This window comes from Nocardioides sp. YIM 152315 (assembly GCF_029210375.1).
GTDB lineage: Bacteria > Actinomycetota > Actinomycetes > Propionibacteriales > Nocardioidaceae > Nocardioides.
In genome coordinates this window covers 1-13,469 of sequence record NZ_JARGER010000028.1, presented here as the reverse complement: position 1 = coordinate 13,469, position 13,469 = coordinate 1, and the positions used below count along the sequence as shown (strand labels likewise).

Annotated in this window: 13 protein-coding genes; 8 read left to right on the top strand and 5 right to left on the bottom strand. The window is 72.7% G+C overall.

Annotated features, from left to right (window positions below; translation table 11 throughout):
* Positions 1-35: 35 nt before the first annotated feature.
* From PZ894_RS08815 to PZ894_RS08805, 3 genes are read right to left on the bottom strand one after another with little or no spacing between them, the layout of a single operon-like run.
* Positions 36-1,115: a hypothetical protein gene (locus tag PZ894_RS08815; RefSeq protein WP_275744133.1), complete on the bottom strand. Its 1,080-nt coding sequence runs from the start codon at positions 1,113-1,115 to the stop codon at positions 36-38.
* Positions 1,112-1,345 (bottom strand): DUF6752 domain-containing protein, encoded by a 234-nt coding sequence (locus PZ894_RS08810; protein ID WP_275744132.1) that lies wholly within the window; start codon positions 1,343-1,345, stop codon positions 1,112-1,114. The genes PZ894_RS08815 and PZ894_RS08810 overlap by 4 nt, the downstream gene beginning before the upstream one ends.
* Positions 1,342-2,931, bottom strand: coding sequence for a hypothetical protein (locus tag PZ894_RS08805; RefSeq protein WP_275744131.1), 1,590 nt, complete (start codon positions 2,929-2,931; stop codon positions 1,342-1,344). The genes PZ894_RS08810 and PZ894_RS08805 overlap by 4 nt, the downstream gene beginning before the upstream one ends.
* A 216-nt stretch (positions 2,932-3,147) precedes the next feature.
* On the opposite strand from PZ894_RS08805, the gene PZ894_RS08800 reads away from it, so the two are divergent.
* Positions 3,148-5,043 carry an endonuclease/exonuclease/phosphatase family protein gene (locus PZ894_RS08800; protein WP_275744130.1) on the top strand — a complete coding sequence of 632 codons (1,896 nt, stop codon included), beginning with the start codon at positions 3,148-3,150 and terminating at the stop codon, positions 5,041-5,043.
* The gene (locus PZ894_RS08795) at positions 5,012-6,613 is read left to right on the top strand and encodes a sulfatase (protein ID WP_275744129.1); all 1,602 of its coding nucleotides are present in this window, start codon (positions 5,012-5,014) and stop codon (positions 6,611-6,613) included. Before PZ894_RS08800 ends, PZ894_RS08795 begins: the two co-directional genes overlap by 32 nt.
* 145 nt (positions 6,614-6,758) lie before the next feature.
* Here the strand turns inward: PZ894_RS08795 and PZ894_RS08790 are convergent, their stop codons facing one another.
* Positions 6,759-7,892: an endonuclease/exonuclease/phosphatase family protein gene (locus PZ894_RS08790; RefSeq protein WP_275744128.1), complete on the bottom strand. Its 1,134-nt coding sequence runs from the start codon at positions 7,890-7,892 to the stop codon at positions 6,759-6,761.
* Between the two features lie 216 nt (positions 7,893-8,108).
* Between PZ894_RS08790 and PZ894_RS08785 the strand changes: the two genes are divergently transcribed.
* The 4 genes from PZ894_RS08785 to PZ894_RS08770 are packed head-to-tail and all read left to right on the top strand — an operon-like array spanning position 8,109 to position 11,436.
* Entirely contained in the window at positions 8,109-9,365 is a 1,257-nt protein-coding gene (locus PZ894_RS08785; protein WP_275744127.1) for a CBS domain-containing protein, read from the top strand.
* Positions 9,362-9,910, top strand: a complete 549-nt coding sequence (locus tag PZ894_RS08780) for a DUF1003 domain-containing protein (RefSeq protein WP_275744126.1) — start codon at positions 9,362-9,364, stop codon at positions 9,908-9,910. Before PZ894_RS08785 ends, PZ894_RS08780 begins: the two co-directional genes overlap by 4 nt.
* A gap of 11 nt (positions 9,911-9,921) precedes the next feature.
* Complete coding sequence (locus PZ894_RS08775) at positions 9,922-11,085, top strand: P-loop NTPase (RefSeq protein WP_275744125.1); 1,164 nt, start codon at positions 9,922-9,924, stop codon at positions 11,083-11,085.
* Between the two features lie 18 nt (positions 11,086-11,103).
* Positions 11,104-11,436, top strand: coding sequence for a sec-independent translocase (locus PZ894_RS08770; protein WP_275744124.1), 333 nt, complete (start codon positions 11,104-11,106; stop codon positions 11,434-11,436).
* Between the two features lie 30 nt (positions 11,437-11,466).
* Here the strand turns inward: PZ894_RS08770 and PZ894_RS08765 are convergent, their stop codons facing one another.
* A complete protein-coding gene (locus PZ894_RS08765) occupies positions 11,467-12,000 on the bottom strand; it encodes a hypothetical protein (RefSeq protein ID WP_275744123.1) in 534 nt (177 codons plus the stop codon).
* Positions 12,001-12,251: 251 nt separating this feature from the next.
* On the opposite strand from PZ894_RS08765, the gene PZ894_RS08760 reads away from it, so the two are divergent.
* A complete protein-coding gene (locus PZ894_RS08760; protein ID WP_275744122.1) occupies positions 12,252-12,836 on the top strand; it encodes a LysM domain-containing protein in 585 nt (194 codons plus the stop codon).
* Entirely contained in the window at positions 12,833-13,327 is a 495-nt protein-coding gene (locus PZ894_RS08755; protein WP_275744121.1) for an Rv3235 family protein, read from the top strand. The genes PZ894_RS08760 and PZ894_RS08755 overlap by 4 nt, the downstream gene beginning before the upstream one ends.
* Positions 13,328-13,469: the final 142 nt, after the last annotated feature.

The following is a 13,469-nucleotide window of genomic DNA, read 5'->3' as shown; positions in this document are numbered from 1 at the left end:
GCGGGGCACGCTAACACAGCAGCTCGAGCGGCGGCTCATTCCCGGCGGCGCCGCCAGCGCGACGGTCTGGCGTCCAGCACCGGCACCTCCCCGGCCCGCTCGGCGGCCGCGCGGAGGTCGGTGAGCAGGGCGGCCAGGGCACCGACGGCGACCGGCAGCAGCTCGGTCTCGGTGGCCTCCGACGGATGCCGGCGCGCCGAGATGTCGGCGGAGCGCAGCAGGTCGAGGTCCCCGCGCAGGTCGAACCCGCCGGTCTCCAGCAGCGACCGCATGCGCTGCTCCCGCTGGTGGAGTTCGGCCAGCTTCTGCTCGGAGGGCCGGTAGCGCTCGGCCCCGTCGTGCACGAGCGTCCGCTCGCCGAGGTGGCCGCGGATCCAGCGTCCCCGGTCGGTGGGGGACGTGAAGCCCTTCAGCTCCGCGTTGGTACGCCGCAGCACCTCCACCTCGGCCAGGCCCAGGGAGGTGTTGGCCGGTTGCTCCTCGGCCTCGAGGCCCTCGGACCGCTGTCCGCAGACGTCGAGGAAGGTGTCCCACAGCCGGCGCGGCCCGCCGCCCCTGGCCAGGGGGACGACGTGGACCCGGGCGTGGTCGAGCACGCTCCCCCACCGCTCCAGGACGTCGCCGAGGTCGAAGCTGGCCCAGCCCCAGGCGCTGACGCCCTTGGGTTGGGGCGGGTAGGAGTCGATGGGCAGGTGGTTGCCGTTCTTGACCCACTCCTGCCAGCGGGAGGTGAACAGGTCGACCATCGGCCGGGCCGTCACCACGACGTGCAGCTCGGCGTCCGGGAAGGCCGCCCGCGCGCGCTCGACCTGGGCCGGCGTCGCCGAGGCGAAGAACTCGTGGCTGATCAGGGCGTCGCCGCCCTTCCTCCGAAGCCGGGTGTTCACGAGGTCGACCAGATGGGTCCACGGGTGCTCGACCTGCCGCGGCCGGTTGGCGAGTCCGGGGTCCTCGCGCAGCTCCAGGGACGCCAGCAGGTGCTGACGGCGGGCACCCGGGAGGTAGAGGCCGCGCTCGGCGAGCCGGTCGCGGTTGAGCCAGAGCGCCTCCTGCAGGTACGTCGTCCCCGTCTTCGGCAGTCCGATGTGCAGGAAGACCCGGGAGCGACTGCTCACCGCGAGCCGTCCGACCCCGGGCCCTTGGCGCTGACCCCCGCCCGGTAGCGCTCGACGGCCGCGGCCACCCGCGGGTCGTCGGTGTCGGCGAGCACCACGAGGAGCTCCGAGACGAGGTCGGTCACCTCGGCCAGTCGCAGGTTGAGCTGGCGGCACTCCTGGACCTCGGCCTCGAGCTCGGTGATGCGCTGGCGGAGCCGGGCGAGGTCACGGATGCGGGAGCGGATCATGGCCACTGGACCACCAATCTTGTGAGGTACGGCGCGGCGTCCGGCGTGCTCGCGTCGATGCGGGGTCGGACGCGCACGGAGTCGCGGGTCAGGTCGTGGCGTGCGACGACCCGGCCGCCCGAGCGCCCGATCTCGTCGAGGAACGCGTCGAGGTCGAGCGGGCGCACGCCGTACGGCAGGTCGGGCGAGGGGGCGGTCGCGACCTGGAGGTAGAGGCGGCCGCCGTCGAGGGACATCCGCGCCAGGCGCAGCAGGTTGGCGCGTCCGAACGCCGTCGTCGCGTCCGCGACGTGGCGGGCGAGCATCACCTTGGCGCCGGACGTCCGGGAGAGCTCGACGCCCATCGGCAGCACCGAGCGCAGCTCGGTGAGGCTCATCCACTGGTAGCTCAGCGGCAGCGATCCCCGCCGGGCCCGCTTCGCCCGCCGCCCGAAGGCGCGTCGTGCGTAGTCGAGGCCGAGCGTCGCGGTGCCCTGCCTGGCGAGGAAGGCCGCGTCGGCCCCGGCGCCGCAGCCGACGTCGACCGCCAGGTCGGCGCCGCCGCGCTCCCGGCGCACCACCCAGCGCACGAACGCGCTCGGCTGGGTCGCCTGCCCGTGGGTGCGCAGGTAGAAGGGGTCCCACACCCGCTCGCGGTTGGCCTGGGTGCCGCGGAACCAGCCGCTGAGGCGGCGGTAGGTGCTCGGCGGGGTCTCGAACTTGTATGCCGGGTCGGGGACCCGCCAGCTCGCGCCGTACATGGCGGCCAGCAGGTGCTCGGGCTCGTGCGGCGCGGGAAGCGAGCGGCCCTCGAGCGTGGTGGTCGAGGTGGGGTACATCCACTCCATCCGGAACGGCGCGCGCACCTCGCCCATCAGGTGCAGGTGGCCGTCGCGGAGGAAGCCGCCGAAGACGTCGAGGCCGCGCATCCGCCCGTCGCCCTCGCGGACGCCGACCTTGAACGCGATGCCGCTGTAGCGCGTGACGGGATAGCCGAGCTCGACGAGCGACCGCTGCAGCCGGAAGGACTCGAGGACGACGTCGTAGGGGTGGTCGTGGTCGCTGACGTAGCCGAGGTCGGCGTCGGAGTCGTGCCCGATGAGCGCGCCCTCGCGCACCGCGCCGAGCAGCGTGCCGTAGGCGATGAACGGGCGCACGCCGGCCGCGGTCAGGGCGCCGATGACCTCCTCGATCGCGTCGAGCAGCGGCTCGGTGTGCTCGGCGCTGCGGCTCGCGAAGAGCCGGCGCAGCCGGTTGGACTTGTCGAGGCCGAGCGGGTTGCCCTTGGGGTCGACGACGCTGATCCGGTCCGCGCCGGAGCCGAGGGTGACCTCGACGGCGCCCAGCGCGGCCTGGCTGACGTGGTCGAGCACCGTGACCGTCGTCGGGCCGTCCAGGTACGGGCGCAGCGCGTCCGGCCAGCGCCAGAGCCGGCCCGCGCCGCCGGCGACGGCGTGCTCGACGGTGTCGCGCTGGGTCCAGAAGGAGCCGATGCGCTGCTCGTCGAACCGGACGTCGACCGAGCGGTCCTCGGTGCCGCGGAAGGCGATGCCGTCGTCGTCGACCGTGAGCGCGCTCAGCAGGTCGGCGGTGGGTGGTGCTGCCACCGGCGTCCGTCCTCCTTCCGAGCGATCCCGTCACCCGTCGGAGGGGCCGGCGCGTGCGGTCGACCCTTCATCGACTCGGTGTCGACCGCGCAGACGTGCTGTACTCTGCTGTCACACTAGCAACTCTGTCCTCAGCACTCGCCTGCCGCCTCAGCGTCATCCGCGCGGGCCGCGCAGCGACATCTTGGGCGATGACAGAACGGGAGAATAACGCAGATGCCAGTGCCTGCCCTCGTGCCCCCACGACGTCGCTCGGTCCTGGCCGCGCTCGTCCTGACGCTCGCGACCGCGGTCGCCGCCGGCTCGCTCGCGCTGCCGGCGCCGCCGACCGCTCAGGCCGCGGCCGCGGCGAAGAAGCGCGCGGTGGTCACCGTGCAGCCCCCGGGGGCCACCAGCTTCCGGATGGCGTCGTTCAACGTCCTCGGCGCCGACCACACCGACGGCAAGCACCCGCGCAAGGGCTTCGGGACCTCCGCGGAGCGGCTCCCGCTCGCGAAGCAGGTCCTCGAGAACAACGGCGTCCAGGTCGTCGGCTTCCAGGAGCTCCACTGGGAGCAGGCGGAGCTCTGGAACTCGCTGGCGCCCGAGTGGGGCACCTTCCCGGGCACCACCCGCAGCGAGCCCGCGGCGCACAACTCGATCAGCTGGCGCCTCGACTCCTTCACGCTCGTGCAGGCCAACGTCTTCCTGGTGCCCTACTTCCGGGGCAACCCGCTGCCGATGCCCTACGTGCAGCTGCGCAACAACGCCACCGGTCAGCTCGCGTGGTTCGTCAACGTGCACAATCCGGCCGACACCCGCGGTCCGGCCCAGCACTGGCGTGACGAGGCGGTGCGGATCGAGGGCGACCTCGTGAACTCGCTGCGCGCCGCCGACCCGACCTCGCCGGTCTTCCTCACCGGCGACATGAACGACACCAGCGACTTCTTCTGCCCGATCGTGCGCACGACCGAGCTCGAGGCCGCCAACGGCGGGTACGCCGACGACAAGGCCTGTCAGCCGCCGAGCCCGGCCCGCATCGACTGGGTCACCGGCACCTCCGACGTGACGTTCTCGTCGTTCGTCGAGCAGCGCACCCCGCTCGTGCAGCGCGCCAGCGACCACCCCGCGATGGTCGCGACCGCGACGATCCCGCCGATGTCGGCGCGGGCCGCCGGCATCACCAACGTCGTCGTGGTCGCGGTCGACGGGCTGCGGTCCAACGCCTTCAACTCGGCGTCCGACGCCGACCGCACCAAGCACCTGCGAGAGCTCCGGGCCGCCGGCGCGTCGACGATGAACGCGCGGCTCGCCTACGAGCGCTCCACCCCGCTGCCCAACACGCTCTCCCTGCTGACCGGCCGGCCGGTGGTCAAGAAGCGCGACGGGCACGGCGTGAAGTACGACGAGGACCGCGGCAAGAACCTCGACCAGACGGCCGGGCAGTACATCTCGGGCGTCTTCGACCGGGTCCACAACGCCGGCAGCCGCACCGCGGTCTACACCAGCAAGCCGAGCGCCACGATCATGAAGCGCTCCTGGAACAAGAGGAACGGCGGCGTCGACCCCGTCGGTCGCGACAACGGCCGCAAGAAGTTCAACCGGTTCGTGCTCTACCGCGACAAGGACAAGCGAGTCGTCAAGCGCGCCATGCAGGAGCTCGGCTCCCGCCCGGCGACCTTCAGCTACGTCGAGCTCAGCTCCCTGCAGCGCATCGGCGACAAGACCAGGTACGGCGGCCCGAAGTACGCCGCGGCGCTCGGCCGCGTCGACAAGCAGGTGAGCGGCATCGTGCGCACGGTCTCCCGCAACCCCGAGACCGGTGGCCACACGATGGTCGTCATCGTCGGCGGGTCGGCGGGCGCGAAGGCGGGCAACCACAAGCCGCCGAGCTACACCGCCCCCCTGGTCGTGTGGGGCCCCGGCGTCGTCGCCGGCGCCGACCTCTACGACCTCAACCCGGCCTGGTCCAACCCGGGCAGGTCCGAGGTTCCCTACCGGAGCAACCCGATCTTCACCGGTGTCGTGGCCAACCTCGCCCTGGGCGCGCTCGGCCTGGCACCGCTTCCGGGGTCGACGCTGAATCCGACCTCGACGTTCAATGTCTTCGTCGACGGCCCGGTCGTCCCGTAGCGTCCGCGGGCCGGCGCGGCTGGCCGTGGCCGCGGTGCTGAGCGGCTCGGTCCTGGTCGCCGGCTGCACCGACGACGGCGAGCAACGAGGGGCGCGCAGGCCGGCGTACCACGCCCCCGAGCGGAGCGCGCCGGTGCGCGCCCCCGCCGCGCGCGACGGCGTGCTCACCGAGCGCGCCACCCCGGCGCCGCTCGAGGGCGTGCGGGAGCGCCCCAACCTGCTGATGATCACGCTGGACGACGCGGCCTGGGAGGACATGGAGTACCTGCCGCACGTCCAGGAGCTGATGGCCGACGGCGGCATGACGCTCGAGCAGGGCCTCTCCCCCACCCCGGTCTGCGTCCCGGCCCGCGCCACGCTCCTCACCGGCCAGTACGCGCGGAACCACGGCGCGGTGACCATCAACGGAGAGGGCGGCGGCTTCACGGCGTTCGAGGACGACGACACGCTTCCGGTGGCGCTCCAGGAGGCCGGCTACGACACGCTGTTCCTCGGCAAGTACCTCAACGGCTACACCGAGGAGCACGTCGACCACGAGCCGCCCGGGTGGACCGTGTGGCGGCCGACGGTCGACTTCAGCACCTACAACTTCGAGAATCCACGGCTGCTGGTCGACGGCGACGTCGTCGACACCCACACCTACTCCACGACGCTGCTGAGCGACCAGAGCACCGAGCTGCTCGAGGACCCCGAGCGGTCTCAGCGGCCGTGGTACCTGTGGCTCAACTACGTCGCGCCCCACCACGGCGGGCCGGTCGAGGACGACGACCCCGAGGTCGTCTTCCCCGACGACGAGCATCCGCTCTCGACCACGGTCCCCGAGGACCGCGACCGCGACACGTTCTCCGACCTGGAGCTGCCGGACAAGCCGAACGTCTTCGAGGAGGACCCCTCCGACAAGGTCATCGTCTCGAGCGCCCGCGAGACGGTGTCGCAGATGCGCCGCGCCGAGATGCGCGAGGCCCACCAGCAGCGCGTCGAGGCCCTCCAGTCCGTCGACCGCGCGGTCGCGCGGACCTTCGACACCCTGCGCAGCACGGGCGAGCTCGACGACACCTACGTCGTGCTGACCTCCGACAACGGGTTCGTCCTCGGCGAGCACAACCTCGAGGGCAAGCTCTGGTACTTCCGTGACATCGTCGGCGTCCCGATGTACGTCCGCGGCCCGGGCATCCCGGCCGGCACGGTCAGCCGGACCCCGGTCTCGAACGCCGACTGGGCCCCGACGTTCGCCGCCCTCGCGGGTGCGACGCTCGGCCGCGACGTCGACGGCGTCGACGTGCTGCCGTGGCTCGATGCGCGAGCCACCCGCCGCGTCGTACCCATCGCCGGCTGGCCCATCAAGGGCGGTCTCCGCCCGCTCTACACCGGCGTCGTGGTCGGCCCGTGGACCTACGCGGAGGGAAGGCGCGGCCAGCCCGAGCTCTACTACCGCTCGGTCGACCCCTACCAGCTCGACAACCTCGCGACCGACCCGCGCTACCGGGGGAAGGTCAAGGAGCTCCGCCGGATGTCGCGGCACTACCGCGACTGCGCCGGCAGCACCTGCCCCACGGAGTTCTACCGCTGAGGCGGCCGGCCCGCGGTGGCGCTCCATCAAGGGATGAAGGTCAAGCCGCGCTTCCCCCGACGAGCTCGGCACGGGAAGCGCGGTTCGGCCCACATCCCGTGATGAAGCACCCACGCACGCAGCACGACCGGCCGACGCGCTCGGGCTACTGGACGCTGACGTCGGCGACGATCACCGGGTGGTCGGTGATCGACTCGATCGAGCCACCGTCGAGCTCCTGGTAGCCCGAGAACGCCACTGGCGTGGAGCCGAGGACCCAGTCGACCCGCGGACCGGGCGGCACCGAGCAGGGCGGGCCGGGCAGGGCGCCGCTGGCGCTCTTCATCATCGGCGCGAGGCCGGCCAGCCGGCAGTAGAACTCCGCGTGCTCGTTGAAGTCGCCGGTCATCAGCACCGGCACGCCGGTGCTGTGGAGCTCCGTGGCGAGTCCGGCCTCGAGCTCCGTGGCCCGCACGCGCCAGTGCTGGGCCGCGCCGTGCACGTCGGCGGGGTTGTGGAAGTTCGCGAACCAGAAGCGCTGGCCGCTCGACCTCTGCTCGAGCAGCACGTAGGGCATCTGCACGGTGCGACCGCCGAAGTAGGGGATCGCGATGGTCTCGGCCTGCACCAGCTCGAAGAGCGTGTTGTTCCAGGCGATGCTGTTGGTTCCGTCGATGACCGAGAGCGACTGGCCGGGGAAGACGGAGAAGTTCGGGAGCCGGGAGAGGAACACCGACTGCTGCACCGGCTCGAACTCCTGCGCCCCGACGACGTCGATGCCGAGCGAGGAGACCAGCGACGCGGCCTGACCCGCGCGGGTCGCGCCGTTGGCGAAGTGGGCGCGTCGACCCTTCCCGTTGGTGTGGCTGGCACCGAGCATGTTGAAGCTGGCCATGCCGAAGGTCTCCGCCGGGACGACCGGGAGGCCCTGGGCGATGCGCTCGGCCCGGGTGACCAGTGAGGACCCGCCCTTGCCCTTGCCGCGGCCCTTGCCCACGCCGTCGCGCTTGGCTGCGGACGCCTTCTCGAGGACCAGCTTGCTGGCCGGCACGATCTCCTGCGCGTCCGGCGGCGGCGTCGGCACGACGGCGCGTGCGCCGACCGGGCGGGTGACGGGCTCGGTGGCCTCGCCGCTGTCGAGGACCCCGTCGGACTTCAGCTGCGCGACGCCGGTGACCAGCAGGCTGAGGACCACGATCGCACCGACAGCGGTGGCCGCGAGCCGGCCACGGTCCCGGCGCTTCGTCGTGTCGATGCGCGCGCCGCCGCGGCGTCGGGAGGACGGATCAGGTGTCTCCACCGGACTCCACCTCCTGGCTCTCCCACGCCATCCGGCGGGCTCGGTCGAGGGTAGCAAGGCCACCCGGGGGCAGGGCATTCACCGCGTGACCACTTCTCTGACACCCTCCCCCAGTCTGCCTCGGCCGGAAACGCGCGAACCTGAGGAATCCGGGCTACCCGGTCCGGACGTCGCCGCCCGGTAGCGTGTCTGCGTGAACACCCCGCGGGACTCCGGATGAGCACGGCCCCCCCGCGCGTCTTCGTGGCCCGACTCGTCGGGCTGCCGATCTTCGACCCCCAGGGCGACCAGGTCGGCAAGGTGCGTGACCTCGTGGCGGCGGTGCGTTCGGAGGTGCACCAGCCGCGGGTCCTCGGGATGGTGGCCGAGGTGTTCGGCCGCCGCCGGATCTTCGTGCCGATGACCCGCGTCACCAACATCGACAGCGGACAGGTCTACACGACCGGGCTGCTGAACATGCGACGCTTCGAGCAGCGCCCCACCGAGACGCTCGTCATGGGGCAGATGCTCGACCGCACGGTGCGCATCCCGAGCACCGACGTGTCTGGGACCGTCTACGACGTAGGCATGGAGCAGGCCCGCAACCGGGACTGGGTGCTCTCCCGGGTCGCCATCCAGGAGCCTGCGAAGGGCCTGCGTCGCCGCGGTCAGACCCACGTCGTCGAGTGGCGCGACGTCGAGGGCCTCACCACGCGCGAGGAGGCCCAGGGCGCGACCCACCTGATCGCGGCCCTCAACGAGATGCGGCCGGCCGACGCCGCCAACGTGATCCACGACCTCCCCCAGGAACGCCGCGCGGCCGTCGTCGCGGCGCTCGACGACGAGCGGCTCGCCGACGTGCTGGAGGAGCTGCCCGAGGAGGACCAGGTCGAGATCCTCGAGCACCTCGACTCCGAGCGCGCGGCCGACGTCCTCGAGGAGATGTCGCCCGACGACGCCGCCGACCTGATCGCGGACCTCCCTCCCGAGACGGCCGAGGCGCTCCTGGGGCTGATGGAGCCCGAGGAGGCCGAGGACGTGCGGCGGCTGCTGTCGTACGTCGAGAACACCGCGGGCGCGATGATGACGCCCGAGCCGGTCATCCTCGGCCCCGACGCCACGATCGCCGACGCGCTCGCCCACGTGCGCAACCCCGAGCTCACGCCCGCACTGGCGGCGCTGGTCTACGTGTGCCGCCAGCCCCTGGAGCCACCGACCGGGAAGCTGCTCGGCGTCGCCCACATCCAGCGGCTGCTCCGTGAGCCGCCCTCGACGCTGGTCGCCGGCGCGCTCGACGACACGATGGAGTCGCTGCGCCCGGAGGCGAGCATCGACGAGGTCGCGGCCCACCTGGCGACGTACAACTTGGTGGCGGCGCCCGTCGTCGACGAGAACGGCCACCTGCTCGGCGCCGTCACGGTCGACGACCTGCTCGACCACATGCTGCCCGAGGGCTGGCGGGACCGCGCGGTCCGATCGGCGGTCCCCCAGTGAGCGACCGCACTCCCCGCCTCGACACGCCGAAGGACCTCGGTCGCAAGCCGCTGGTGCGGCGCCCGTCGTACAACGCCGACACCTTCGGAGTCTTCGCGGAGGGCTTCGCCCGCTACATGGGGACCGCCCGGTTCCTGATGTGGATGACCGCGGTCGTGGTGTTCTGGATCGTCTGGAACGTCGCCGCACCGCGGGACCTGCGCTTCGACGACTACCCCTACATCTTCCTGACGCTGGTGCTCAGCCTGCAGGCGTCGTACGCCGCACCGCTGATCCTGCTCGCGCAGAACCGGCAGGAGGCGCGCGACCGAGTCATCGCCGGGCAGGACCGCCAGGCCGACGCCCGCGCGCACGCGGACATGGAGTTCCTGGCCCGCGAGGTCGCGTCGCTGCGGATGGCCGTCGGCGAGGTCGCGACCCGCGACTACCTGCGCTCGGAGCTGCGCAGCCTCCTGGCCGAGCTCGAGGAGCGTGGCCAGGAGCGTGGCCAGGAGCGTGGCCAGTCTCACCCGGGCGACGACGATCCGCAGGAGACCCCCACGTAGACTCGGGCATCATGAGCAGCCCCCTTCTCGACCAGGTCGACGCCGCTCTGGCGACCGTGAACGACCCCGAGATCAAGCGTCCGATCACCGAGCTCGGCATGGTCGACTCCGTGGAGATCGACGACGCGGGCGTCGTCCACCTCACCGTGCTGCTGACCGTCGCCGGCTGTCCCCTCAAGGACACCATCACCCGCGACGTCAACGCCGCGGTCGGCCGGGTCGACGGCGTCACCGGCGTCGACCTCAGCCTCGGAGTGATGACCGCCGAGCAGCGCTCCGGGCTGCAGCAGACCCTGCGCGGCGGGCAGGCCCAGCGCGAGATCCCGTTCGCCCAGCCCGGCTCGCTGACGAAGGTGCTCGCCGTCGCGAGCGGCAAGGGCGGCGTCGGCAAGTCCTCGGTGACCGTCAACCTCGCGCTCGCGCTGGCCAAGCAGGGGCTCAAGGTCGGGATCGTCGACGCCGACATCTACGGCCACTCCGTGCCGGCCATGCTCGGCGTGGCCGACGAGCGGCCGACGCAGGTCGAGGACCTGATCATGCCGGTCCCGACCGCGAGCGGCGTCTCGGTCATCTCGATCGGGATGCTCAAGCCCCGGCGGGACCAGGTCGTCGCGTGGCGTGGCCCGATGCTCGACCGCGCGCTCGTGCAGATGCTCGCCGACGTCTACTGGGGCGACCTCGACGCACTGCTGCTCGACCTGCCTCCGGGCACCGGCGACATCGCGATCTCCCTGGGGCAGCACCTGCCGGGCGCCGAGGTCGTCGTGGTCACCACGCCTCAGGAGGCCGCCGCGGAGGTCGCCGAGCGCGCCGGAACGATGGCCTCGATGATGCACCAGCGCGTCGTCGGCGTCGTCGAGAACATGAGCTACCTCCCCTGCCCCCACTGCACCGAGATCGGCACCGACCACCGCCTCGAGATCTTCGGCAGCGGTGGCGGCGAGCGGGTCGCGAAGACGCTCTCGGCCCGGTTCGGCTACGACGTCCCGATGCTCGGCCAGATCCCGATCGACACCTCCCTGCGCGAGGGCGGTGACGTCGGCAAGCCGATCGTCGACGCCGACCCCACCGCCCCTGCGGCGACGGCGCTGACCGCGATCGCGACCCACCTGGCCGGTCGCGGGCGCGGACTCGCGGGCATGCAGCTGGGCCTGACGCCCACGAGCAAGTTCTGACCCAGTAGGTTCTCCCACGTGTTCGGGGTCGGCCTGCCGGAGTTCGCGGTGATCGCGTTCGTGGCCGTCCTCGTGTTCGGCCCGGACCGGCTGCCCGACCTCGCACGCCAGGCCGGCCGGATGGTGCGCCAGATGCGGCGGCTCGCCAACAACGCCCGCGACGAGCTGCGCGCGGAGCTCGGGCCCGACTACGCCGACCTCGAGCTGCGCGACCTCGACCCCCGCGAGATCGTGAAGCGGCACATCGCCGAGGCGCTCGAGGACGACGACGAGCCGGTCCGGCCCCCCCGACGCGGCAAGCGTCCGCTGGCCGACGGCGAGACCCCGCCGTACGACGCCGACGCGACCTGACCCGGCCACGCCGCGGACCCCGCCGGGTCGCTACTCCCGCGACTGCACGGCCGCGATCCGGTCGAGCGCGACGAGCGCCTCCCGGCCCTCGCCCACGACGACCTCGACGAAGTCGGACCCCACGCGGCGCAGCACCGCGTCGTACGTCGTGCCCGAGCGCAGGTGGAGCACGCACCGCTCCCCCGCGTCGGCGATCCGGCGCAGCGCCGAGCCGAGGCCCAGCCGGGCGACCGGGGGCCAGGCGAGCTCCGGCACCGAGCGTCCCGACGCGCCGTGCACCGCCGCGACCGCGGGCAGGCAGACCACCCAGTCCTGCGCGGCGCCGCTCACCACGCACCACCCGTCGGCGACCCGGTCGAGCACGCCGACGACCGCGCCGACGCCGGCGACCTCGAACCGCACCTCCGCGCCGACCGTCGCCATCAGCCGGCTGGCGAGCGTGACCTCCCGGTAGGCCGCACGGCTGCGGTCGGCGAGCTCCCATCCACGCTCGGCGTCGTAGAGCGCCTCCGCCTGCTGCTCGAGGTCGTCGAGCAGCGCGAAGAGCTCCTCCTCCCAGGACATGCGCCGACTGTGCCCGCACGGCCGTCGCCGTCAAACCGCCCGCGGGCGCCATCCGTGGGCCCTGTCGGTCGCGACCCGCACGCCTCCCGCCCCCGTCCGAGGCCCTTGTGGATGGACGGTTGACTCTGACGTTAAAGAGGGGTTATCTCAGTCAAACGGACGTAAACGTAAGGATTGGCCTCGGGATGCCTCGTTCACTGCCTCGGTCACTGCCTCGGTCACTGCCTCGGTCACTGCCTCGGTGCCTCGCCGTGTGGACGGGCGTCTCCGCGGCCGCGGCCGTCGCCGCGGCGTGGTTGCTGCCGGTGGTGGCCGCGCCCGCCGACCGCTTCGACGAGGTGCTCGTGCGCCTCTGCGCGGCCCTCGCACTCCTGGCGACGGCGTGGCTGTGGCTGACCACCGGGATCACGATCGCCGCGGCGCTGCAGGGGTACGACGCGCGCGGCGTGCCCGCCCCGGTGCGGCGAGCCGTGCTGGCGGCGTGCGGGGTCGCGCTGACCGCCGGCCTCCTGGCCGCACCGGGCCACGCCACTCCCGGCCGTCCCCATGAGGATCGGGTCGTCCGGCCGACGAGCATCGTGGCCGGACTGCCCCTCCCCGACCGTGCCGTCCCGGACCGGGCGACGTCGACACCCGGTCACGTCATGGCGGTCGACCCCGGCGACTCGCTGTGGACGATCGCCGCGCGCCATCTCGGCCCCGGCGCCACCGACGCCGAGATCGACACCGAGTGGCGCCGCATCTACGCGCTCAACCGCCTTGAGGTCGGCCCGGACCCCGACCTGATCCAGCCCGCCCAACGTCTGCGGATGCCCATCTCGGAGGTACTGCCATGACCCACCAACCTGCTCCCGGCGTCTTCCCGTTCCGCCCCACCGGGCCCGCGGTGCCCGTCGCCAGCGTCCAGGGCACGCTCGCCCTCGACCTCGAGCCGCGCCGGGAGCCGCCCCTGGCGCGGGTCATCCCCATCGAGGGCACGGCCCGCAATGGCGTCGAGGGCTGGGCACGCCGCTACGCGCAGGCGGCCGTCGAGATCGTCGGCGGCGACCGTCCGGCGACCCAGCTGCTGCGTTGGAGCTCTCGCGAGGTCTACGAGGACCTGCAGCGCCGTGCGGTCCTGGTCGCCCGAGCCGGCCGCCACCACCCGGGCTCCGGCCGCGTGCAGCCGGTGCGCCCCCGGGTGGTCAGCGTGCGCTCGTGCTTCCTGACCCGTGACACCGTCGAGATCAGCATGCACGTGCGCTACGGCGAGCGCTCCCGTGCCCTCGCCGCCCGGTTCGAGCGGGTGCGGGACCACTGGCAGTGCACCGCGCTGGACTTCGCGTAGAGACGCCGCAGGACGGTGCGGAAGGCGGGCTGTGCCGGTGGTTGAGGAAGGCGCGCGGGCGCCTGTCTGTAAGGAAGGTTCCGGTGACTTGGCCCTCGGCCTCGGGTTCAGCGGGCGGGTCGGAGGTCGACCTCGCGGCCGA

Coding starts and splice junctions, on each gene's coding strand:
- PZ894_RS08810 (WP_275744132.1), bottom strand. CDS start 1,345: ATGATCCGCTCCCGCATCCGTGACCTCGCCCGGCTCCGCCAGCGCATC.
- PZ894_RS08800 (WP_275744130.1), top strand. CDS start 3,148: ATGCCAGTGCCTGCCCTCGTGCCCCCACGACGTCGCTCGGTCCTGGCC.
- PZ894_RS08795 (WP_275744129.1), top strand. CDS start 5,012: ATGTCTTCGTCGACGGCCCGGTCGTCCCGTAGCGTCCGCGGGCCGGCG.
- PZ894_RS08785 (WP_275744127.1), top strand. CDS start 8,109: ATGAGCACGGCCCCCCCGCGCGTCTTCGTGGCCCGACTCGTCGGGCTG.
- PZ894_RS08775 (WP_275744125.1), top strand. CDS start 9,922: ATGAGCAGCCCCCTTCTCGACCAGGTCGACGCCGCTCTGGCGACCGTG.
- PZ894_RS08765 (WP_275744123.1), bottom strand. CDS start 12,000: ATGTCCTGGGAGGAGGAGCTCTTCGCGCTGCTCGACGACCTCGAGCAG.
- PZ894_RS08755 (WP_275744121.1), top strand. CDS start 12,833: ATGACCCACCAACCTGCTCCCGGCGTCTTCCCGTTCCGCCCCACCGGG.